Raw genomic sequence first — 23887 nt, 5'->3', positions numbered from 1 at the left:
GTGCTTAAAAAGGTATGACTGTCGTGTCATGCCTTTTTTTTATCTGATTTTTCCGCACACGACCAAAGCAGGATAACAGGAGCGATATGTTAAGCCGTTATATTCACATCAATCCCCACGATTCGCGTACCCTGCAAGAGCAGATAAAAAGTGCGATCTCTCAAGCTATTTTTGACGGTTTTATTCCTGCCACCAAAGCCCTCGAGTCTTCACGTCGTTTAGCGCAAAAATTACATGTCTCGCGCAATACCATTTTGCGTGTATACGAACAGCTCACTGAAGAAGATATTTTGGTTGCCATTGAACGCAAAGGGTATTTTGTTCACCCTGATCTTGAAATCAACAGTACGCCAAAACCGACACTGCAAGCATCCAACCACACTCCATCACTCAACTGGCAGCAGTATCTACTAAAAGAAAATGCGGTGCCTATTGAGAGTGGACAAGACTTACGTTCTTATCGCTATCTGTTTGTCAGTGGATTAGTTGATGATGACTTATTTCCCGTTTCAGAATGGCGAAAATGCAGCATACAGTCACTCAATCGAAGTAATCACCACAGCTGGACTTCGAGTTTGGACGACTACGCCGATCTTATCGAGCAAATACGAACACGAGTTCTGACTAAACGAGGGATTTTTGTCGATAGCAATCAGATTGCCGTGACCTTAGGGTGTCAAAATAGTCTTTACTATCTTGCCAAATTACTGGTCGCTAATGGCACCAAAGTCGGGGTCGAAAATCCGGGGTATCCCGAAGCCTTACATCAATTTCAAGCCCGAAGAGCTGAGATTATTCCGCTTAACGTTGACCAACAAGGGCTTGAGGTCAATGACAATGTCGCTGAATGTAAACTCATCTACACCACGCCCAGTAACCAGTTTCCAACGACAGTCAGAATGACGGGTCAGCGCCGTGAAGCTTTAATGGCAATGGCTGAGCAGCAGGATGTGTTGATTATTGAAGATGATTTTGAGCATGACATTAATTTTATCGAGGACTCTTGCCCGGCTCTGCGCGGTGAATATCAAAGTGACCGAATTATTTATATCTCAAGCTTTACCTCAACCATCGCACCTGGGCTGCGTATCGGGTTCATTGTGGCAGCGGCACCACTCATTGAACAGATACGCCTATTTCAACAACGTACACACAGTTTACCGCCAAAGAACAACTGCCAAACTCTGGCCCTCTTTTTAAGTCTGGGTTATTACGATACGTTAGCCAATAAAATGCTAAGGCGTTATCGAGAAAAATGGCTGACGATGGAAAAAGCGCTCAATTACTACTTTCCACAATCTGGGGTTTCGCCCTCTTTAGCGGGCACAGCATTTTGGATTGATTATAAGCAAGAGTTTGATGCTGAACACTTTGAACAACTCGCCAAGGCTCAAGGCATTTTGCTCAACAGTGGAGCGCAATATTATTATCATGATAAAAAAACCAATAGCTTTCGCTTGAGTTTTCAATCTATCCCCAGCGATAAAATTCGCCAAGGTATCGCGGAATTGGCAAGCATCGCAAAACAAGTACTGCCGATTGAAACCCTAGCAGATTGCCAGCAGCTTCCACTTAATAGTAAGGAGATTCGTCAACTGTTAACCAACCAAATCATGCTGACCAAGGATTGTTTTAATATTCCTTATCGTATTACCTTTCAAGCGGATGGCAAAATGATGGGAGTGTCCGACCGCCCCAATGACATCGATGAGGGATATTGGTGGGTAAAGGATGATAAGTTTGTCTACCAGTGGCGTAATTGGCAATTTTCAGATACCCGCCACATCACGATTGTGGTCGAAGATGGAGAAGTAAAACGTTTTGATGAAGACGGTTATTTTATTGGCCAAGCCAAATTGGTCACCGCCTAGACACTGCGATGTGACTGACCGCTAAGCTCCTTCTTTTGCTGCTTCTCTGTCTACCACGAACACGCTATGCTGAGCACAATGATGTAGGACTAAACTGGTATGACTGAAACTTCTCTTCCTAACGCAGGCTTTTTTCGCCGCTTAGCCGCGCTGTTTTATGACGGGTTAATGGTGATTGCCATTGAAATGATTGCCGCGGGATTATTAATCGCAATTTTACAGGCGCTTGAGGCAATGGGCTGGCTGGCTATCTCGCCGTATGTGGATATCAGCGATTTGCTGACTAATCATCCGCTGTGGAGCCCGGTTTTTAGCCTTTATCTGCTGAGTGTTTGGGCTTATTTCTTTGTTTTCTTTTGGACCCGAGCCGGGCAAACATTGGGAATGCGTGCATGGAAACTGCAAGTGAGGCAGCTTGACAATTCGCCTATTACGATACGCCAAGCGCTGATTCGCTTCACCACTTCGCTATTTGGGCTGGCCAACATCATGGCGTTAGTGGACCCCAAAAAGCGTGGCTGGCATGATTGGTTAGCCAAAACGCAAGTTGTTGTACTGCCCAAAGCGCGATAGTAGCCGAGCGATATACATCGATTTTTGGACACAAAAAAAGGAAGGCTCAGCCTTCCTTTTTTTATTGAAAGACAGTTAGTTCACTTTCAACTCTTTCAACATTGCTTCAGGTAGGGCGAGATCATCATTCTTGTTGACACTGATACCTGAGTTAATGACGGTTTGAGCGATCTGCTTCGCTTCTTCCAGTGAGTGCATTTGAGCCGTGCCACACTGATATTCGTTCAACTCAGGAATATTATTCTGGCTCTCTACTTTGAGGACATCTTGCATCGAAGCCAACCAAGCGTCAGCCACTTGCTGCTCTTGAGGCGTACCAATCAAACTCATGTAGAAGCCAGTACGACAGCCCATCGGTGAGATATCAATGATCTCTACGCTGTCACCATTAAGATGCTGACGCATAAAACCAGCGTACAAATGCTCAAGCGTATGAATACCACGCTCAGACAAAATGTCTTTATTAGGTAACGTAAAGCGTAGGTCAAATACCGTAATGGTATCGCCTTTCGGCGTGGTCATGGTTTTCGCAACTCGAACCGCTGGCGCATTCATACGAGTGTGATCAACCGTAAAACTGTCTAGTAATGGCATTCTTTTTCTCCCTGCTGGCTAAAAGAACCAGCTTCGATTGCTTTCCAATTCTTGGCGGCACTTCTTGAGTTGCCAACCATAATCCTTCGCTTGCTGTTCAACTTTACGAGCCACACGCAATAGCGAAGGTTTGGACTGATAGGTCCTGTTTTTGTATCCCCCACGACCTTCATGGTAGGCGAGATACTGATTATACGAATCCCACTTCGAGATGCCCAGCACACGGTAGGTTTCGTTGGTGTACCAACCGACAAACATCAGTGAGTCAGCAAAGTTGCTACGAGAACCACCGTGATCCGTCGCTTTTTGGAAATCTTCCCAAGCAGGATCTTGTGCCTGGGCATAGCCATAAGCGCTACTGATTCGCCCCCACGGAATAAACCCTAGCAGATAATCTTTCGGTGGTTTGGCGTTGTGTCGATAACTGCTCTCTTGGTTAATAAACGCCATCGCAATCTGGATTGGGGTCCCCCACTCCTCTTGCATATCAATTGCGTCTTCATACCAGCTCGACTTCTCGCGAAAAATATCACAAAGATTGTTCGGATTGGTGGGCGGCGCCGTTGAGCACCCAGTGACGATCAGCAGCGCGATCGTCAACCCACTTATCTTAAACGCTCTTTGCCAATTCATTATGACTTAAGATACGAAAAATAGTCAGCCAAGAACTGGTCAAAATCCCCTTGCGGCTGCGCTTCAAGCTCTTGATGTTCCTGACTAGAACGTACAACTTCTTGTTCCATCAATTGTGCAGAATACACTCGGTAATCATGCGCCAAGTTTTTCACACGATACTCTGCGCCAAACTGAGTGCCGACCTTACCAAGCCCACCCAGCTTTTTGGTATCTCGCAGTAATTGACCAGAAATCGTCAATTCAGGGTCGTCAATCCAAGACTCAAGCTTTTCACACACTTGCTGATAGGTCTCATCACCCAAAGCTTGGTCAAACTGTTTTGCGACGAGCTTAAGCTCCGCAAAGACGCGCTTTGCCCATGCTTGAAGCGTGATAACTTCACCGCCACAGCCCTGCTGCAATTCAAGACCAGGTTTACGTCCTTCAACCACCACACTCTTCCAGTTACGGCGCCAGCACTGCAGCTGGTCATCGTTCATGGGTTCAGATTCCGACAGCGCAGCCCAAGTCAGGAATAGATCGAGGAACCGCACTTGATCTTCATTGATGCCCACCGCACTGTAAGGGTTAACATCCAGTGAACGAACTTCAATGTACTCAACACCACCACGACCTAACGCTTCTGATGGTTTTTCCCCACTTTTCGCCACACGTTTAGGACGAATGGGCGCATAAAGCTCATTTTCGATCTGCAATACATTGGTATTGAGCTGGTGATATTCACCATCCACTTTGACACCAATTTCTGCAAACTCTTGTGATGGTGTACGGATAGCACGATTAAGCCCTTCAAGATACTGCTCAAGGCTATTGAAACCGATCTTCAACGCACTTTGTGCGCTGTTGGTATAACCTAAATCACTTAATCGTAAAGAGGTTGCGTACGGCAGGTAGAGAGTCTGGCCGATATACTCAAACGGAAGCTTGGTGTCTCTTCCTCGCAAAAATGAAGAACAGATCGCAGGTGATGCACCAAAGAAATACGGGATAAGCCAACCTAAGCGGTAGTAATTACGAATCACCGCAAAATAGCTGTCTGATTTACTTTCCTGACGTGCGTTTTCATCTTGCTCACCATATAGGACATCCCAGAACTCATCAGGGAAGGAGAAGTTAAAATGCACACCGGAGATAATTTGCATCAAGCTGCCATAGCGACGCTTTAACCCTTCGCGGTATAACGTCTTCATTCGCCCCGAATTCGTCGAACCATATTGCGCTAACTGAATGTCGTCTTCATCGCTGACATAACATGGCATCGATAGTGGCCACATGCTCTCTTCACCCAACTTCGTTTGCGTGAAGTGATGGATATCTTCCAGTTGACCTAAGAGCGTATCGACCTCATGTGAGACAGGTGTAATAAACTCTAATAAAGATTCAGAGAAATCAGTCGTAATCCATTCGTTGGTATACGCCGATCCAAGATCTTGAGGATGTGGCGTCGTCGCCAGTGAACCATCTGGGTTGTAACGTAGCGTTTCTCGTTCTACACCGCGGGAAAGCTGTTTAAGGATATTGGGATTACGTGCAACTCGCTCAAGTCGCGCAGCAAAATCAGTCAAAACGAGGTCGCCTATATCTGTTGCCGAAAGAGGCTTTCGGCTGGCTTAAATGTGGAAGGGCGACTCAGTCGCCCCTGCTGATGCCTAATTTATGTGTACTCTAACGGATGATTTCAAGCTCTTCCATCGGAATCTGTAACTTTTCTAATTGTGGTTTTAACGATTTAGCATCACCAACCACGATGATTTGATAATCATTGGGGTTAAACCACTTGCTCGCAACCTCATTGAGAGCCTGTTTTGACACACTCTCAACAATATCATTGCGCTGCTTAAGATAATCATCATCAAGACTGTACGTCAGAATATTGCTCAACAATTGCGCCTTTTGAGAAGGGGTTTCATATTTCAGTGCGTCCTGTTGACCGACCGCCAACCGCAAAAACTTCATCTCTTTATCCGTAATTCCAGATTGGCTGTATTTCGCCATTTCCTTCTTCATTTCAATGATAGACGCCACGGTCGCATCTGCGCGAACTTGCGCATTAAAAACAATCGCGCCCACTTCACGATTCGCCGCTAAGTACCCATTCGCCCCATAAGTGTAGCCTTTGTCTTCACGTAAGTTCTGATTGATACGACTATTAAAGTTACCTGCAAGATTAAAGTTGGCTAACTGAGTAAGGTAGACTTCGCCCGTAGCATCAAACGGTAAACCTTGACGGACCATACGCACTGTCGTTTGCGGCGCATCTGGTTTATCAATCAGATAAATCTTCTGCGCATCAAGTGACGTTAACGTTTGTGGACGCAGCAACGGCACCGCTTCACCTTGCCATGATTTCAAAAATGCCAGTTTCTTGCGTACGTCGCGCTTATTGACATCACCGACAACCACAATTTGTGTTCCTTGTGGCGTGTAATGCTTCGCATAAAACTGTTTAACATCTTCTAACGTTAACGCTTGCAGCGATTGCGCCGTGCCATCTTGCGCCCTTGCGAACACGGTGCCGGAGTACAAGACTTCGCGTGTAGCTTGCGAAGCAAGCCAACTTGGCTGCTGATGCTGGTAAACGATACTTTGCAACATTTGCTGCTTCACACGCTCAAAATCGTCTTGGTTAAACGCAGGATGGAATAACACCTCCTGCATGATCTCAAGCGTGGGTTCAAAGTTCTTCTCCAAACTAGAGACGACGATACTGGTGGTATAGTGATTACTGTTCACACTGACTTCACTACCCAGTTTACTGAGCTTGGCTTCCAGTTGCTCTAATGAGTGCTTGGTCGTGCCCTCTTCCAACAGCGACGCGGTGAGTCCAGCAAGCCCTTCTTTGCCATTTGGCACATAACGCTCACCAGCCGGCAATTTCATGACTAGCTGTACCGTCGGGGTTTCGCTGGTTTGGGAACCGAGCAGCTCAATTCCATTATCAAAGTGCTGTTCATACAGCTTAGGCATTTGCGCTTTTACGCTTTGTGCCACCTGAGGCATCACTGAACGGTCAAAGTTATCTTTTGGACGACGGTAATTGAGATCATCTTCCTCAATGGGTGTGTAATCTGGCAATTGACGTGGCGGCGTTTCAAAATTTGGCTTCGCGACTTGGTATTGCGTCTTGCCACGCGGCACCACACTCAATGTCACTTTTGGTTTATTCGCAACAAACTGCTGGTAAGCGTCCATTACGGACTGCGGAGTGACAGCACGAATTTGTTCCAGTTGCTGCTGAATGCGGTCAGGCTGATCAAAGAACGTTTGGTTTGATGCCAAACGAGTGACTTTACCGCGTACACTTTGTAACGAGAAAACCGCATTGGCTTCAGCCATACCAGTAACTTGGTCTAAACGATCTTGCTCTACGCCTGACTGTTTAAATTCTTTAAGGGTTTGCATCAATTCGTCGTACAGCGGTTTAAGCTGGCCTTTTTCACCACTTGGCGCCATGGCATACGCATAAAAGGTGCACGCTAACTCCGCACAGTCTTGAAACGCTCCGGCATCAACGGCTTTTTGTGGTTTTACCAATTTTTGGTACAACAAGCTATTCGCGCCGCTGCCCAAGACTTTGGCTAGCATATCCAGAGATTGTTGAGAATCGGCCCCCAAATACTCCGTTGGCCAACCCACCAGAACCATGGGCTGCTGGATACGATCTTGCATCGTCACATAACGGTCGTTATTAAGCTGTGCAGGCTGCTTTGGCGCATCATCAACATCAGGCCCTTTGGGAATAGGGCCAAAATATTTTTCAATCCAATCTAGCGTTTCATTGACATTAATGTCACCACCAATGGTCAAAACGGCATTATTGGGCCCATACCAGCGTAGGAAAAAAGCTTTGAGATCATTCACATCCACACGGTCAAGATCTTCAACATAACCAATGGTTTGCCATGAGTAAGGATGCCCTTCAGGATACATCGCTTCGCCCATCTTCTCCCACATTAAACCATAAGGTCGATTGTCAAAGTTTTGGGCGCGCTCGTTTTTCACCGTGTCACGCTGGATTTCAAACTTACGCTGAGAAACCGCATCAAGAAGATAACCCATTCGGTCGGACTCCAACCACAGCATTTTTTCTAACTGATTGGCTGGCACCGTTTCAAAATAGTTGGTTCGATCACGGTTGGTTGAGCCATTTAGCGTGCCGCCTGCTTCGGTGATAATTCGAAAATGCTCTTGGTCACCAACGTGTTCACTGCCTTGGAACATCATGTGTTCAAAGAAATGTGCAAACCCGGATTTGCCCACCTGTTCACGAGCTGACCCAACGTGATATGTCACATCCACATGCACGAGTGGGTCCGAGTGATCCGGAGAAAGAATCACCGTTAAGCCATTGTCTAAACGGTATTTTGAATAGGGAATCATCGCCTTACCGGGCTGAGCTTCAACCTCTTCGATTAAAGTCACCCCTTGAGGAAGGGAGGAGAACATTGACACGTTATTGGAAGAACAGCCATACAAAGCTAAGAGAGAAAACGCACCAAGCCATATTTTTCTCATGACATCTCCTTTAAAAAAAGCCAAAAAATAGCGCTGCAAGTAAAGAGTACCGAAGGGCTTTACCGATAAAAATCATTGAGAAGCTAGGCCAGAAAGGCAAGCGCAACCAACCTGCAGCAAGACACAGAGGATCACCGATGATAGGCAACCAACTTAATAAAAGCGACCAAAAGCCATATTTCTGTAACCAAGCTACAGCTTTATGACCATGTTTTGAGGATTGAGTTCGATTCGGAAGCCAACAGCCAAGCGCATAATTTGTTATTCCTCCCAGAGTGTTACCTAATGTCGCAACCACTAAAATCCAACCCAGAGGGTAAGCCTGCAATTTTAACGTCGCGATCAGGCTCGCTTCTGAGCCTCCGGGTAATAATGTCGCACTAAGAAAGCCACTCAAGAATAATACCCATAACGCTGAGTCAGAGAACCACAGCGCTATGTGTTGAAATGCGAGATTAAATTGCTCGATCATTGCATATCAAGCAGAACTTTACCTCGAGTATGTCCGGTTTCGATTTGTCGATGTGCATCCATCGCTTGCTCAAGCGGATAAGTGGCAAAAATTTCGGTTTTCAATAACCCAACACTCACCATATAGAGCATGGTGTCGAGTTGTTCAGGGTTAGGATCAACCAGCATCCCACTCGCTTCAAAACCAAGTAGTTTGGCTTTTTCGCAGATCATTTCCGCGCTAATCGTAGGTACACTGATCACGCGAGCACCATCTTTTAGGCACTTTAATGCATCTAACGCCGCATCACCGCCAACCAAATCAATCAGTACATCGATATCTTGCAGACGCTGTGATACTGGCGAAAATTGATAGTTAATCGCATGAGCACCCAGTGTCGCCATATAGTCAAGGTTCGCTTCGCTACAGGTGGTATATACCTCTGCTTTGGCAGCGACTGCGATTTGAATCGCGATATGGCCAACGCCCCCCGCTCCCGCCAAGATGAGAACCTTCTCTCCTTCCTTCAACTGAGACTTGTCCAAGGCTTGGGCTGCCGTTTGTCCCCCCAGAGGTAGCGCTGCAGCAGCTTCCAACATCACAGAGTCAGGCACTAGGCTTAATGCCGATTCTGGCACACAAACATATTGGCTATAACCGCCACCTTGTAGTGGAAAGCCGATGAACCCAGCCACTTTATCTCCAACGCTAAAGCGTTGAGTATTATCACCCAGTTGCTGAATTTCGCCTGAAATGTCGTACCCTGGCACCCAAGGCAAATTGTCTTTATTCTGCGTTGCAGCCCAACCAAGGCCTGCCCGCGTTTTGACATCAATAGGATTAACGCCGGCAAATGCGACTTTGACCAACACTTCTCCTGCTTGGGGTTGAGGAATGGGCGAGGTTTGTAGTTTGAGAACGTCAGGCTCTCCAAACTGAGTAATCGCGATTTGTTTGTTATCCATAAATACGTTTCCCTATGATGTAGAAAAGGGATGCTTGAGGCATCCCTTTGAATATATACCATTTATTCGGACTAAGTTAACCGTTTTGTCGAAAATTGCTACTTAATGAACTAAGGCCAAAAGAATACCAGCGGCCACAGCCGAACCCAGCACCCCTGCGACATTAGGCCCCATCGCATGCATCAACAAAAAGTTCTGAGGGTTTGCTTGTAGACCGACTTTATTAACCACTCGCGCAGCCATCGGCACCGCAGAAACACCAGCCGCCCCAATCAATGGGTTAATCGGCTCTTTGCTAAACTTGCCCAGTAATTTAGCCATCATGACCCCAGACGCCGTTCCAACACTGAATGCGGCCGCGCCTAGCGCTAGAATCCCCAAAGTTTCGAAGTTTAAAAACTTATCTGACTGCAGTTTAGAGCCCACCCCTAAGCCAAGAAAGATGGTGACGATGTTGATCAGTTCGTTTTGCGCGGTTTTTGACAAACGCTCAACCACGCCAGCTTCACGCATTAAGTTACCTAAACAAAACATACCAACCAGCGGTGTTGCGGAAGGCAAGAACAGAATCGTCATCAATAAAACGGCCATAGGAAACAGGATTTTCTCTGTTTTTCCAACATGACGCAGTTGCTTCATCTGAATTTTACGCTGCTCAGGCGTCGTCAGCGCTTTCATGATAGGCGGCTGTATAATCGGAACTAATGCCATATAGCTGTAGGCCGCAACCGCAATCGCCCCCAATAAATCAGGTGACAATCGGCTGGCTAAGAAAATCGCCGTGGGCCCGTCAGCACCGCCAATGATCGCAATTGAGGCGGCATCGGCCATCGAAAACTCCATACCAGGTACGAAGTTCAACAAAATAGCACCGAACAAAGTGGTAAAAATGCCAAATTGTGCAGCAGCCCCCAACCATAATGTCTTAGGGTTCGCGATCAATGCGCCAAAATCGGTCATCGCGCCCACGCCCATGAAGATGAGCAGTGGGAACACACCAGATTCAATCCCAACGTGGTAGACGTAATAAAGCATGCCACCTGGCTCAGTAAAGCCAGCATTAGGAATATTAGCTAAAATGGCACCAAAGCCGATGGGCAACAACAGTAACGGCTCAAAGCCTTTTCGAATCGCGAGAAACAACAATAACCCACCGACCAAAATCATACAAATTTGACCAAATTCGAAGTTAGCGATGCCCGTCTCTCGCCAGAGAGTCAGTAATCCGTCCATGACACTCCCTTACACTAGGCTTAGTAATGGTGAGCCAACGGAAACGGAGTCACCTTCTTTGACATGCAGATCGTGAACTTTACCGCTGCGCGCCGCGCGGACTTCAGTTTCCATCTTCATGGCTTCGAGTATCAGTAGCACATCCCCCTCAGCCACTTCAGCGCCGCTTTGTGCGATAATCTTAAAGATGTTGCCAGCCAATGGTGCTGGTACAACTTCCGCATCATTTACCGCGGCTTGTGGCGCAGGGGCTGGTGAAGCCGCTGGCTGACTCGCCGGAGCGACAGAGGTCAGTTGACCTTGCGGCCCCACTTCCACTTCATAGACCTGCCCGTCAACTTTGACGCTGTAGGCTTCTACACCACCGGTGGCTGGCGCAGCAACAGGCTCATCAACAACCGCTGTCGGCTCACTGCCAGGAACAGGCTCAAAAGCATCTGGATTGCGGCGGTTTTTAAGGAATTTCAAGCCAACTTGTGGGAACAAGGCGTACGTAAGAACGTCATCCACAGTATCTTCTGCTAACGCAATCCCTTCTTGTTTGGCTTTGGTCAGTAGATCTTCCGTCAATGTGGCCATTTCAGCTTCAAGCAAATCTGCTGGGCGGCAAGTAATCGGCTCTGCCCCTTCAAGAACTTTAGCTTGTAGTTCAGTATTAACTGGCGCCGGCGCTTTACCATATTCGCCTTTCAATACCCCGGCAGTTTCTTTAGTGATGCTCTTATACCGCTCACCTGTCAGCACGTTTATCACCGACTGGGTACCGACAATCTGAGAAGTTGGAGTGACTAATGGAATGTAACCGAGATCTTTACGCACGCGAGGAATCTCTTCTAACACCTCATCGATACGATCTGCTGCACCCTGCTCTTTAAGCTGCCCTTCCATATTGGTGAGCATGCCACCCGGTACTTGAGCAATAAGAATTCGCGAATCGACCCCTTTTAACTGACCTTCAAATTTGGCGTATTTTTTGCGAACTTCACGGAAGTATGCAGCAATAGGTTCAAGCTGATCGAGCTTCAGTCCGCTATCACGCTCAGTTCCTTGAAGCATAGCCACAACGGTTTCGGTTGGTGTATGACCATAAGTCGAGCTCATTGACGAAATGGCCGTATCTAGAATGTCGATACCCGCTTCAACGGCTTTTACTGCAGTTGCAGTAGAGAGCCCCGTCGTTGCATGGCAATGAAGGGCTAATGGCACATCACATGATTGCTTAATACGAGAAATAAGCTCATAAGCTTCGTAGGGCTTGAGCAAACCGGACATATCTTTGATGCACAGCGAGTGACAACCAAGGTCTTCAAGTCGCTTGGCAAGGTCAACCCAAGTATCAGAGTCATGTACAGGACTGGTAGTGTAAGACAGCGTGCCTTGAGCATGCCCACCCACATCGACGGTCGCTTTCACTGCCTTTTCAAAGTTGCGTACATCGTTCATCGCATCAAAGATACGAAAAACATCCATACCATTGCTGTGGGCGCGTTCAACAAACTTTTCAACCACATCATCGGCATAATGACGATAACCCAATAAGTTTTGTCCTCTCAGCAACATTTGCATCGGGGTATTAGGCATTGCTTTCTTTAATTCACGCAAACGCTCCCACGGATCTTCACCGAGAAAACGAATACAGGCATCAAAGGTAGCACCGCCCCAAGTTTCTAACGACCAATATCCAACCTTATCCAACTCGGCAGCGATAGGTAACATATCTTCAATTCGCATGCGTGTCGCAAACAATGATTGATGGGCATCCCGCAGGACCACATCCGTAATAGCGAGTGGTGTAGACATGCTCATAAACTCCTTTTAATTCATGTAACTAGGCTATTTGGCAGAAGAGTTGCGATACTGATGTACCGCGCTAGAAATCGCCGCAATGAGTTTAGGATTCACACCCGTAGCGGTTGGAATCGTTGTTTTAGATGCGAGCGGTTGGGTAGCAGGTTCCGGTTGTTCCTCGGAAACCAGTTTTGACATTAATTGAACGAGATAAACGAGAACCGTTAGAAATAGATAGACGACAGCCATACCTGTCACCATGAGAGTCGCTGCGTCGGCGAGCAGACTTCCGATATTCTCCATTTGAGCTTCCTTTCGTTGTCATCCTGACAAACGCCATCTTAATGTGGCAAATGGCACCAGAGTCAATCGTCACTCTGATAAGCGGTCTAGGATTATCGTAATTGATTAAATTTTGTCAATTTGCTTTCGAGTCCAACGAGTGCTGTTGCACACTTATTGTGAACAAATGTCTTGTCAGTCACATAACTCTGCCTAAACAGAACTTTTCGACATATTTATCTTTGTCTTTAAAGAAGTTAGCTGATGTTTCGATTCAATAATGGGATTTGCTTAAAAATTCAGCCATTAAGCCTTTTAAAAACAAATAGATGTAAATTTAATTTTAATAAATTGTTAACGAAATGATCTTTTGAATGGGCATAAAAAAGCCTTGCAAAAGCAAGGCTCAAAATGATGGCGCGCTCGGAAGGATTCGAACCTTCGACCGCCTGGTTCGTAGCCAGGTACTCTATCCAGCTGAGCTACGAGCGCGCAAATTTTTGAAATCAAATCAGGTAAGAGCCTAATTGATGAAGAGTGGCGCGTCCTGGAGGATTCGAACCTCCGACCGCCTGGTTCGTAGCCAGGTACTCTATCCAGCTGAGCTAAGGACGCGTCGTGTTTACTAAGCAATACAAGCTTATTAAACGAAATAATGGCGCGCTCGGAAGGATTCGAACCTTCGACCGCCTGGTTCGTAGCCAGGTACTCTATCCAGCTGAGCTACGAGCGCGCAAATTTTGATATTGATTATCTTAAACCATACATCACTCTAAAAGAATAATGGCGCGCTCGGAAGGATTCGAACCTTCGACCGCCTGGTTCGTAGCCAGGTACTCTATCCAGCTGAGCTACGAGCGCGCAGGTTTTGATATTGATAGTTCAATATCAGGGCAATGCCCTAATTCTATTGTATTCATCACTTCAAAAGAGTGATGGCGCGCTCGGAAGGATTCGAACCTTCGACCGCCTGGTTCGTAGCCAGGTACTCTATCCAGCTGAGCTACGAGCGCGCAGAGTTGTGAAACATATCACATTTAACTTATTTTAAAACAAAAAAATTGACCTTAGGCCAATAAATGGCGGTGAGGGAGGGATTCGAACCCTCGATGCGGCTACAAACCGCATACTCCCTTAGCAGGGGAGCGCCTTCAGCCTCTCGGCCACCTCACCGCATTTTCCATATTCAATCAAAACAAAGAATATGGCGCGTCCTGGAGGATTCGAACCTCCGACCGCCTGGTTCGTAGCCAGGTACTCTATCCAGCTGAGCTAAGGACGCACTTTTTTGTTTTCATTTGGATGCTAACCCAAATAAGCAAGAATGGCGGTGAGGGAGGGATTCGAACCCTCGATGCGGCTACAAACCACATACTCCCTTAGCAGGGGAGCGCCTTCGGCCTCTCGGCCACCTCACCGTCTTGCGGAGGCACATATTACGATTTACCAAAAATATGTCAAACATTTTCTTGGGAAAATCCCCAAAAAGTAAGTCAATCGTTGGCTATTTAATCAAAGTCTGGTGAATCGGTTGTTTTTCACTGCTTTGGATGGTTTTTAGAAACAAAAAAGGCTGACTAAATGTCAGCCTTTTCAGCGATTAGTAGTTGCCAGAAGCCACATTACCGCTGCCTTTCTCTGCCTGTATGCGCATGTAAATCTCTTCACGGTGCACAGACACTTCTTTCGGAGCATTAACGCCGATACGTACTTGGTTACCTTTTACACCGAGTACAGTTACTGTCACTTCATCACCAATCATTAGTGTTTCGCCAACGCGGCGAGTCAAAATTAGCATTCTATGCTCTCCTTGAGTAATCTCTGAATTTATCTTGCTACTAAGCCATTATCCAACAAAATTTATATTTTCGTAAACTCTATTCAACGAGAATCTAACCTAAAAACGCATGTTTTGGCTGACAATCTATCGCTATATTGGCTTTGATGTAAACGTCGTGCAGTATATTTGCAGCACGTTCAATATGTGCCGGTGAAAGAATTAAAGCCAGTGATTGCTTTTGACAGCAAATGAACGGCACTTCAATCCCCTCTTCACCGAGCAGTGCTTGAGCATGCTCGACCAATCCTTCGGCTTGTTTTCCCACCGCAGTGAGAAGACTTACCTCTTCACTATTGCGGATTTTGTCGTGGAAAACCAGTTCCAACTTTGGACGGGCATCTTGTTTTATTACAATACCTGTCCAATCTGCTCGTTCGATCACATTACTGACCGCAATCCCTAACATCTGGCACTGGGTGAGCAACGCTGACAAACTACCGTTATCAACTTGAATCATAACGACATCTCGCTGAACGGCAAGTCCACACACATCAGCATGGCACTCTTCCCCCGCCACCAAACTTCCGGGCCCTGGTTCAAAGGTCGATAGTACTCGTAGCGGGACGTTATGCTGCCACGCAAACTGTACTGACGGTAAATGTAGTACCTTAGCGCCCTTTTTTGCCATCTCTTCCATGGAAGGAAAGTCGATAACATCCAACTTTTGTGCGCGACTGACAATCCGAGGATCGCAAGTATAAATACCATCAACATCGGTAAAGATTTGGCATTCATCTGCGTGTAGCGCTCCGGCTAATGTGACCGCTGTGGTATCTGACCCGCCGCGGCCTAAGGTAGTGATATCCCCTAATTCATTCGAGCCCTGGAAGCCTGCGACAATCACAATGTTATCTTGCTCCAACCATTGATTCACCATCGATGTCTCGATATGTGTAATCGTCGCATCGTTGTACTGACTGTCGGTGGTTATTCCCGCTTGTCCTCCAGTTAGAGAACGGGCTGGATAGCCCAACTTATTCAATGTCATTGCAAGCAATGCCATTGATACCTGCTCACCTGCAGACAATAGAACATCCAATTCACGAGCGGTTGGCACCGAGTCGATCTGCGTCGCAAGGTCCATTAATCGGTTCGTTTCGCCAGACATAGCCGAAACCACAACCACAACTTGGTTGCCAGCATTTTTCGCCTTAATAATATGCTCAGCAACACCATGAATTTTCTCTATGGAGCCAACAGAGGTTCCACCAAACTTCTGCACGATAAGGGGCTTTTTCACCAGTCTTCACCTTCCTAGGACACAACATCTCATTGCGGCCAATTCATACTCAACATGTTGGATAAAATTAGCGTGGATAAAACAAAAACCAAGCGCTCTCAGAAATATCTCCTGAGATAACGCTTGGTTATCTTAAACATAAGTTCGGCGACTATATTACGCCGATTGATTTATAATTTAAATTATAAACGCTCTTGTAACCATGCCTCAGTCGAAGCAAGAGCCGCAGGTAGAGCATTTGCGTCGCTACCACCAGCTTGGGCCATATCAGGACGACCGCCCCCTTTACCACCGACTTGTACTGCGACCATATTGACCAACTCACCCGCTTTGACTTTGCCAGTCAGATCTTTCGTCACACCCGCAATCAGGCCGACTTTACCATCAGCAACGTTACCAAGCATGATGATTCCACTACCCAGTTGGTTTTTCAATTCATCAACCATACCACGCAATGCTTTGTTTTCCGCGCCATCAAGTTGAGCAACCAAGACTTTCACTCCAGAAATGTCTTTAACTTGGTCAATCAGAGAAGCGCCAGCTTGCGCAGCAAGTTTTTCTTTAAGAACCTGAATTTCTTTTTCCAAACTCTTCGCTTTGCTCGCCGCTTCGCCTAATTTTTCTTGATATTTCTCTTGCTGCTCTTCGATGAGGTCTAATGCCGCTTCACCTGTCACAGCTTCGATTCGGCGAATCCCTGCTGCAATCCCCGCTTCAGAGACAATCTTGAACAAGCCAATATCACCGGTATTGCTAGCGTGAATACCACCACAAAGCTCAGTAGAGAAATCGCCCATCGATAACACACGCACTTGGTCATCGTATTTTTCACCAAATAGCGCCATCGCACCTTTGGCTTTCGCAGCTTCAATATCCATGATTTCAGTCTGAATATGATGATTGCGACGAATTTGTTGGTTCACTAAACGTTCAACCCGTTTAATTTCCTCTTCCGTCATTGCTTCAAGATGAGAGAAGTCAAAACGCAGAGCTTCAGCTCGAACCAAAGACCCTTTCTGTGCCACATGTTCGCCCAGAACAATACGCAGCGCTTCATGGAGCAAATGGGTTGCAGAGTGGTTCAAAGAAATAGCCTGACGACGTTCAGCATCCACTTCAGCTTTCACCGCGTCACCTTTGGCAACCACACCTTGAATTAATTCACCGTAGTGAGCGATTGCATTACCCAATTTTTGGGTATCATTCACTTGGAACACACCCGATTCTGTTTTTAATACTCCGGTGTCACCACATTGACCGCCTGACTCAGCGTAAAATGGCGTTTCTTCCAGTACGATGATGGCTTTATGCCCGGCAGACAAAGAATCAATTTCTTCACCGTCAAAGAACAGCGCCGAAATGGTGCTTTCACCTTGAGTCGCGGTGTAACCACAAAACTCTGTATCAGCGTCGACTTTAATGCTGGAATTGTAATCGGTACCAAATTGCCCCGCTTCACGAGCTCGCTGACGCTGAGCTTCCATTGCTTGCTCAAAACCGTCTGCATCAATCGAATAGCCTTTTTCTCTGGCCACATCATTGGTCAAATCAGCTGGGAATCCGTAGGTATCGTATAGCTTGAAGACGGTTTCGCCATCAAGAACATCACCTTCAACGGCTTCTAGTGCTTCATTTAAAATCGCCATACCGCGATCCAAGGTACGCCCGAAGTTTTCTTCTTCGATACGCAGTACTTTTTCAACAATCGCTTGCTGTTTCTTAAGCTCTTTACCCGCACTGCCCATGATATCAATCAACGGACCAACCAATTTGTGGAAGAAAGTGCCTTTGGCACCAAGCTTATTACCATGGCGTACAGCGCGACGAATGATACGACGTAACACATAGCCACGGCCTTCATTGGACGGCATCACACCATCAACAATCAGGAACGCACACGAGCGAATGTGGTCAGCAACGACACGCAGTGACTGATTTGAAAGATCCTCATAGCCAATGACGTCTGCGGCCGCTTTGATCAGCGTTTGGAAAACATCGATCTCGTAGTTAGAGTGTACGCCTTGCATGATCGCAGAAATACGCTCAATGCCCATTCCTGTATCCACGGACGGTTTCGGCAAGGGTTCCATGGTGCCGTCAGCATGACGGTTAAATTGCATGAAAACGTTATTCCAGATCTCGATAAAGCGGTCGCCATCTTCTTCTGGTGTGCCAGGACGGCCACCCCAAATATGCTCACCGTGATCGTAAAAAATTTCGCTACACGGACCACAAGGACCGGTATCCCCCATTTGCCAGAAGTTATCTGACTCATAAGGCTTGCCCCCTGGCTTATCACCGATACGCACAATGCGATCTGCAGGAACACCAACTTGTTTGTTCCATATGTCGAAGGCTTCGTCATCCGTTTGATAAATGGTAACGAGAAGACGTTCTTGAGGAAGTTTAAGCACTTGCGTCAAAAACTCCCATGCAAACTTAATTGCATCTTCTTTAAAATAATCACCAAAGCTGAAGTTACCCAGCATTTCAAAAAAGGTATGGTGGCGCGCAGTAAAACCTACGTTTTCTAAATCGTTGTGTTTACCACCGGCACGTACACAGCGCTGGGCCGTAGTAGCTCGTGTGTAGGCTCGCTTCTCTAGGCCAAGGAAGCAATCTTTAAATTGGTTCATACCGGCATTAGTGAAAAGCAGAGTCGGATCGTTGTGTGGAACTAACGACGAACTTTCTACGATTTGGTGTCCTTTGGCTTCAAAGAACTTGAGGAACGAGTTACGAACCTCGTCAGTGCTCATGTACATGCAGCTCTTCCTGAAAATAGCGAGTTAAAATTTTGGGGTATTGTATACTCAAGCGTGCATTTGATGCTAGTTCCAACGAGATTTAGTTCTCACATTGAGATGCGTCATTGTTGGTGTGCTTGAGAGTTTTAATATTCGGCTGTCACGGTAACAAATTCATGGCGAGCAAAAAAGTCAAGGTTATGGCGCTATCACTCATCGTCTCGGTTTGAGTTCAATCCGTAGCTGATTTGCTCAAAACTGTAACCACGATATTGTAAAAAACGTACGCGCTTGGCGTATTCTTTTTGATCCTTGGCCGGGATACCTTTGAATTTTTTGTCTGCAGCCGATTTTGCGAGTTCAAACCAATCTTGGGGCTCAGCAGCAAAAGCTTGGTCAATCACAGATTCTGCCACACGTTTTTGATTCAGTTCTTGACGTATGCGCCTTTCGCCATGCCCCTTTCCGACATGTTGACGTACTTGGCTTTTCGCAAAGCGTAAATCATCCAAATAGTGATGACGCTGACAGAACGCTATCGCTTCTTGAACGTCATCTGACTCATAACCTTTTTGGGTCAGCTTTTGCGCCAACTCATGCTCACCGTGATCTCGTCGGCTTAATAGCTGAATGGCCATCTCTTTAACCGATAATGAAGGCGGTGATGAACGTCTAAACATAGTTCAATTTCCGTTTACAAAATACAACAAAGCCCTGCATTGCAGGGCTTAAAAATAGCATGACTTTGTCGAGCGTTTTATAGCTCTTCAGATTGCTCAGGCATCGCACCAAATTCTGGCTCATCGGCTGGGATTTCAGCAGGTGCCAGTAACATTTCACGCAGTTTGCTATCAATGGTTTTGGCCGTCTCAGGATTTTCACGCATGTATTTACATGCGTTCGCCTTCCCCTGACCCACTTTGTCACCGTTGTAGCTATACCAAGCTCCTGCCTTTTCAATCAGCTTATGTTTCACACCAAGATCAATCAACTCGCCTTCGCGGTTGAAGCCTTGACCATACATGATTTGAGTGTGCGCTTCTTTAAATGGTGCCGCGATTTTGTTCTTAACGACTTTAATACGGGTTTCGTTACCTACAACTTCGTCACCTTCTTTGATAGAGCCAGTACGGCGAATATCAAGACGTACAGAAGCGTAGAATTTAAGCGCATTACCACCGGTTGTCGTTTCTGGGTTACCAAACATAACACCAATCTTCATACGGATTTGGTTGATGAAGATACACATACAGTTTGACTGCTTGAGGTTACCCGTTAATTTACGCATCGCTTGAGACAGCATACGAGCTTGCAAGCCCATGTGGCTATCACCCATCTCACCTTCGATTTCCGCTTTTGGCGTCAGTGCGGCTACCGAGTCGACCACCATAACGTCAATTGCTCCTGAGCGAGCTAATGCATCACAGATTTCAAGCGCTTGTTCGCCGGTATCTGGCTGAGAAACCAGTAATGCATCGATATCGACACCCAGTTTTTTCGCATAGACAGGATCCAGTGCGTGCTCAGCATCAATAAATGCACAGGTTTTACCTTCACGTTGCGCGGCAGCGATCAACTCTAAGGTTAATGTCGTTTTACCAGAAGATTCAGGGCCGTAAACTTCAACGATACGTCCCATTGGTAAGCCACCAGCACCCAAAGCAATATCAAGAGAAAGTGAACCGGTAGAAATGGTTTCAACATCCATCGCACGGTTATCACCAAGGCGCATGATTGAACCTTTACCGAATTGCTTTTCAATTTGACCTAACGCCGCGGCTAACGCTTTCTGTTTGTTATCGTCCATCACTTTCTCCGTTGCGCCCACTTTAATCAAGTGAACTGAATCTACTTAACTCAAATTATGAGCTTGAATTGCTGGTTATTATACTGTTGATTCATACAGTGTCTAGCCCTGTACAAAAAAAATTTACATCTCGTGCCATAAGCGTGAGACGCCGCCCAAAGGTCACACTTCAGGATGCCATCACCGGTTTATCGACTAAGGTACTGATAAATTTCCGATAACGCGTGATAGCTCGCTTGCTGGCGTACCTGACAACGGTCGCCGCTAAATCGTACGGTTTCAACTTTGTGCCAACCGTTGGTACTCGCCCATGCAAAGCATACTGTTCCCACTGGTTTTTCATCACTCCCGCCTCCAGGGCCTGCAATACCACTGATGGATACGCCGATCGTCGCTCGTGAATGCTTAAGTGCACCTTGAACCATTTCGATGACCACGGGCTCACTGACCGCCCCGACCGTATTGAGTAAGCGCTCGCTGACACCAAGCATTTCCATTTTCGCTTCATTACTATAGGTAATAAAGGCGCGCTCGAACCAAGCTGAACTTCCTGCGATATCAGTAATAGCAGCGGCGACACCACCACCAGTACATGATTCAGCCGTTGTCATAATGTGTTGTTTTTGTTCAAGCAAAGTGCCCAATTGAGCGGATAATTTTTCCAACGTTTGCATAACTAAAATCCGATTTTCGTCTTTTCGCATCAATTCCTTTCACGTATCCTAATCGCCAACACCAATAAACACAAAGATGGCCCCGTGACAGTCGAGCAAAAACACACCCCCATGATGCAGCAATACCTCAAACTGAAAGCTGAAAATCCAGAGATTTTGCTGTTCTATCGTATGGGCGATTTTTACGAGCTTTTTTACGATGATGCAAAGCGCGCTGCACATTTGCTCGATATTTCTCTGACCAAACGAGGCTCATCTGCTGGCCAACCAATTCCTATGGCAGGCGTCCCTTACCATGCTGTGGAAGGTTATCTCGCCAAACTGGTTCAGCTCGGTGAATCCGTCGCGATTTGTGAACAAATCGGTGACCCAGCAACCAGTAAAGGTCCGGTTGAACGTAAAGTCGTACGCATCGTTACTCCAGGAACCGTGACTGATGAAGCCTTGCTCTCTGAACGTGTCGATAACCTGATTGCAGCGATTTATCATCATCAAGGCCAATTTGGTTACGCGACCTTAGATATTACTTCAGGGCGCTTTCAGCTAAGCGAACCACAAGATGAAGAGGCGATGCAGGCTGAATTACAACGCACCTCTCCACGTGAACTGCTGTTTCCTGAAGATTTTCAACCCGTGCAGTTAATGGAGCACCGAAAAGGTAATCGTCGTCGTCCTGTTTGGGAGTTTGAACTTGATACCGCAAGGCAGCAACTCAATCAGCAGTTTGGCACTAAAGATTTAGTGGGTTTTGGGGTTGAGCAAGCACAGTATGGTCTATGTGCAGCAGGTTGTTTAATCCAATATGTGAAAGATACCCAACGCACAGCCCTGCCACACATTCGCTCACTCACTTTTGACCGTCAAGACAGCTCCGTTATCCTTGATGCGGCAACTCGTCGTAATTTGGAAATCACTCAAAACTTAGCCGGTGGCAGCGAAAATACCTTGGCAGAGGTGCTGGATCACACGGCAACACCCATGGGCAGTCGTATGCTTAAGCGCTGGCTTCATCAGCCAATGCGCAATAGCGAGGCACTCAATCAACGCCTCGATGCCATAGGCGATATTAAGCACAAGGCCTTATTTGCTGAGTTACACCCAGTGCTTAAACAGATTGGCGATATAGAGCGAATCTTGGCGCGTTTAGCCTTGAGGTCAGCACGCCCTCGCGATATGGCAAGGTTACGTAACGCCATGCAACAATTACCGGATCTTGACTCTGTCGTGAGTGAGCTCTCGCACCCTTATTTGCAGAAGTTAGCTCAGTACTGCGCACCGCAACAGGAAATCTGTGCACTGCTAGAGCGAGCCATCATTGAAAACCCGCCGGTTGTGATTCGTGATGGCGGCGTGATCGCCAGTGGTTACAACGCTGAGCTTGATGAATGGCGTAATCTCGCGGAGGGGGCCACTGAATACCTTGAAGCACTTGAGCGGGAAGAGCGAGAACGTCACGGCATTGATACCCTAAAAGTGGGCTATAACAACGTTCATGGTTTTTACATTCAGGTCAGCCGAGGACAAAGCCACTTGGTGCCGCCTCACTATATTCGCCGCCAAACCCTAAAAAATGCAGAACGCTATATCATCCCTGAGCTCAAAGAGCATGAAGATAAGGTCCTCAACTCCAAGTCCAAAGCCTTGGCGCTTGAGAAGCAATTATGGGAACAGTTATTTGATCTTCTACTTCCAAACCTTGAGAGTTTACAAAATTTAGCCTCGGCGCTCTCTCAACTCGATGTGTTGCAGAATTTGGCTGAGCGAGCCGAGAGCCTTGACTACTGCCGACCAGAACTCACCGATGATATCGGAGTGCATATTCAAGGAGGGCGCCACCCAGTGGTTGAGCAAGTGTTGGATGACCCTTTTATTGCCAACCCAATTGAACTCTCAGAGCAACGTAAAATGTTGATCATTACCGGACCTAATATGGGAGGTAAATCGACCTACATGCGACAAACCGCCTTGATTGCTCTGATGGCTCATATTGGCGCGTATGTCCCCGCAGAGTCAGCACAGATAGGCTCGATTGATCGTATCTTTACTCGTATTGGTGCGTCCGATGATCTCGCATCAGGCCGTTCAACCTTCATGGTTGAGATGACGGAGACCGCGAATATCTTGCACAACGCAACCCAGCGTAGCTTAGTCTTGATGGATGAAATTGGTCGCGGCACCAGCACCTATGACGGCTTATCTCTAGCTTGGGCCAGTGCCGAATGGCTCGCAAAACAAATTGGTGCGTTAACCTTATTTGCAACTCACTACTTCGAATTGACTGAGCTACCCAAGCAAATTCCTGCATTAGCCAACGTGCATCTTGATGCGGTTGAGCATGGTGACAGCATCGCATTTATGCATGCCGTACAAGAAGGAGCCGCCAGCAAATCTTATGGTTTGGCGGTCGCCGGGCTTGCTGGTGTTCCAAAAAGTGTGATCAAAAATGCACGCGCTAAACTCACACAACTAGAACAGCTCAGTAAAGCAGAAAGCTTGGGAGATTCCAGCCATAATCCGTCGTCCAGTCAAGGGGTCGATGTCGCCAATCAACTGAGTTTAATTCCCGAGCCGAGTGAAGTCGAAGAAGTCTTGGCAAGTATCGATCCGGACGAATTGACGCCGCGCCAAGCCTTGGATGCACTTTATCGCCTTAAGCAGTTGTTATAAGACA

At 46.8% G+C, this 23887-nt stretch carries 18 protein-coding genes and 8 tRNA genes; 3 read left to right on the top strand and 23 right to left on the bottom strand.

Translation table 11 applies throughout. The annotated features are described in order from the left end of the window. The first annotated feature begins 86 nt into the window (after positions 1-86). A complete protein-coding gene (gene pdxR, locus M1D72_RS08980; RefSeq protein ID WP_456296661.1) occupies positions 87-1871 on the top strand; it encodes a MocR-like pyridoxine biosynthesis transcription factor PdxR in 1785 nt (594 codons plus the stop codon). Positions 1872-1970: 99 nt separating this feature from the next. Further along, positions 1971-2444, top strand: coding sequence for an RDD family protein (locus M1D72_RS08975; RefSeq protein WP_456296660.1), 474 nt, complete (start codon positions 1971-1973; stop codon positions 2442-2444). Between the two features lie 75 nt (positions 2445-2519). Here M1D72_RS08975 and luxS read toward each other — a convergent pair whose 3' ends face one another. From luxS to pncC, 23 genes are all read right to left on the bottom strand, one after another. After that, entirely contained in the window at positions 2520-3038 is a 519-nt protein-coding gene (gene luxS, locus M1D72_RS08970) for an S-ribosylhomocysteine lyase (protein ID WP_456296659.1), read from the bottom strand. 18 nt (positions 3039-3056) lie between these two features. After that, on the bottom strand, positions 3057-3671 hold the full coding sequence (locus M1D72_RS08965) for a transglycosylase SLT domain-containing protein (protein ID WP_456296658.1): 615 nt from the start codon (positions 3669-3671) through the stop codon (positions 3057-3059). Beyond that, positions 3671-5239 (bottom strand): glutamate--cysteine ligase, encoded by a 1569-nt coding sequence (gshA, locus tag M1D72_RS08960; protein WP_456296657.1) that lies wholly within the window; start codon positions 5237-5239, stop codon positions 3671-3673. The genes M1D72_RS08965 and gshA overlap by 1 nt, the downstream gene beginning before the upstream one ends. A gap of 100 nt (positions 5240-5339) precedes the next feature. Next, positions 5340-8189, bottom strand: a complete 2850-nt coding sequence (locus M1D72_RS08955; RefSeq protein WP_456296656.1) for a M16 family metallopeptidase — start codon at positions 8187-8189, stop codon at positions 5340-5342. Between the two features lie 10 nt (positions 8190-8199). Beyond that, positions 8200-8661 carry a YqaA family protein gene (locus tag M1D72_RS08950; RefSeq protein WP_390196066.1) on the bottom strand — a complete coding sequence of 154 codons (462 nt, stop codon included), beginning with the start codon at positions 8659-8661 and terminating at the stop codon, positions 8200-8202. Further along, complete coding sequence (locus M1D72_RS08945; RefSeq protein WP_390196069.1) at positions 8658-9605, bottom strand: NADP-dependent oxidoreductase; 948 nt, start codon at positions 9603-9605, stop codon at positions 8658-8660. Before M1D72_RS08945 ends, M1D72_RS08950 begins: the two co-directional genes overlap by 4 nt. A gap of 102 nt (positions 9606-9707) precedes the next feature. Continuing rightward, the gene (locus M1D72_RS08940) at positions 9708-10838 is read right to left on the bottom strand and encodes a sodium ion-translocating decarboxylase subunit beta (RefSeq protein ID WP_390196072.1); all 1131 of its coding nucleotides are present in this window, start codon (positions 10836-10838) and stop codon (positions 9708-9710) included. A gap of 9 nt (positions 10839-10847) precedes the next feature. Then, entirely contained in the window at positions 10848-12638 is a 1791-nt protein-coding gene (gene oadA, locus M1D72_RS08935) for a sodium-extruding oxaloacetate decarboxylase subunit alpha (RefSeq protein ID WP_456296655.1), read from the bottom strand. A 33-nt stretch (positions 12639-12671) separates the two neighbouring features. Then, positions 12672-12929 (bottom strand): oxaloacetate decarboxylase subunit gamma, encoded by a 258-nt coding sequence (locus M1D72_RS08930; protein WP_390196078.1) that lies wholly within the window; start codon positions 12927-12929, stop codon positions 12672-12674. 394 nt (positions 12930-13323) lie between these two features. Next, a tRNA-Arg gene (locus tag M1D72_RS08925) sits at positions 13324-13400 on the bottom strand. A gap of 46 nt (positions 13401-13446) precedes the next feature. Continuing rightward, positions 13447-13523: transfer RNA gene (locus tag M1D72_RS08920), tRNA-Arg, on the bottom strand. A gap of 41 nt (positions 13524-13564) precedes the next feature. Next, positions 13565-13641 (bottom strand) — tRNA-Arg (locus M1D72_RS08915). Positions 13642-13692: 51 nt separating this feature from the next. Beyond that, positions 13693-13769, bottom strand: a tRNA-Arg gene (locus M1D72_RS08910). 75 nt (positions 13770-13844) lie between these two features. Further along, positions 13845-13921 (bottom strand) — tRNA-Arg (locus tag M1D72_RS08905). 67 nt (positions 13922-13988) lie between these two features. Beyond that, positions 13989-14081: transfer RNA gene (locus tag M1D72_RS08900), tRNA-Ser, on the bottom strand. A 32-nt stretch (positions 14082-14113) separates the two neighbouring features. Further along, positions 14114-14190 (bottom strand) — tRNA-Arg (locus M1D72_RS08895). A gap of 43 nt (positions 14191-14233) precedes the next feature. After that, a tRNA-Ser gene (locus M1D72_RS08890) sits at positions 14234-14326 on the bottom strand. Positions 14327-14508: 182 nt separating this feature from the next. After that, positions 14509-14706: a carbon storage regulator CsrA gene (gene csrA, locus M1D72_RS08885; protein WP_237315324.1), complete on the bottom strand. Its 198-nt coding sequence runs from the start codon at positions 14704-14706 to the stop codon at positions 14509-14511. A gap of 94 nt (positions 14707-14800) precedes the next feature. Continuing rightward, positions 14801-15988, bottom strand: coding sequence for an aspartate kinase (locus M1D72_RS08880; protein ID WP_456296654.1), 1188 nt, complete (start codon positions 15986-15988; stop codon positions 14801-14803). 182 nt (positions 15989-16170) lie between these two features. Then, a complete protein-coding gene (alaS, locus tag M1D72_RS08875; protein ID WP_456296653.1) occupies positions 16171-18753 on the bottom strand; it encodes an alanine--tRNA ligase in 2583 nt (860 codons plus the stop codon). A 191-nt stretch (positions 18754-18944) separates the two neighbouring features. After that, positions 18945-19415: a recombination regulator RecX gene (recX, locus tag M1D72_RS08870; protein WP_456296652.1), complete on the bottom strand. Its 471-nt coding sequence runs from the start codon at positions 19413-19415 to the stop codon at positions 18945-18947. Between the two features lie 77 nt (positions 19416-19492). Next, positions 19493-20542: a recombinase RecA gene (gene recA, locus M1D72_RS08865; protein WP_390196091.1), complete on the bottom strand. Its 1050-nt coding sequence runs from the start codon at positions 20540-20542 to the stop codon at positions 19493-19495. Between the two features lie 188 nt (positions 20543-20730). Then, a complete protein-coding gene (gene pncC / locus M1D72_RS08860) occupies positions 20731-21216 on the bottom strand; it encodes a nicotinamide-nucleotide amidase (RefSeq protein WP_456296651.1) in 486 nt (161 codons plus the stop codon). 84 nt (positions 21217-21300) lie between these two features. On the opposite strand from pncC, the gene mutS reads away from it, so the two are divergent. Then, positions 21301-23883, top strand: a complete 2583-nt coding sequence (mutS, locus tag M1D72_RS08855; RefSeq protein WP_456296650.1) for a DNA mismatch repair protein MutS — start codon at positions 21301-21303, stop codon at positions 23881-23883. Positions 23884-23887 lie beyond the last annotated feature (4 nt).

It is taken from the genome of Vibrio sp. AK197 (assembly GCF_053903115.1).
This window is presented reverse-complemented; position numbering and strand designations above follow the sequence as displayed.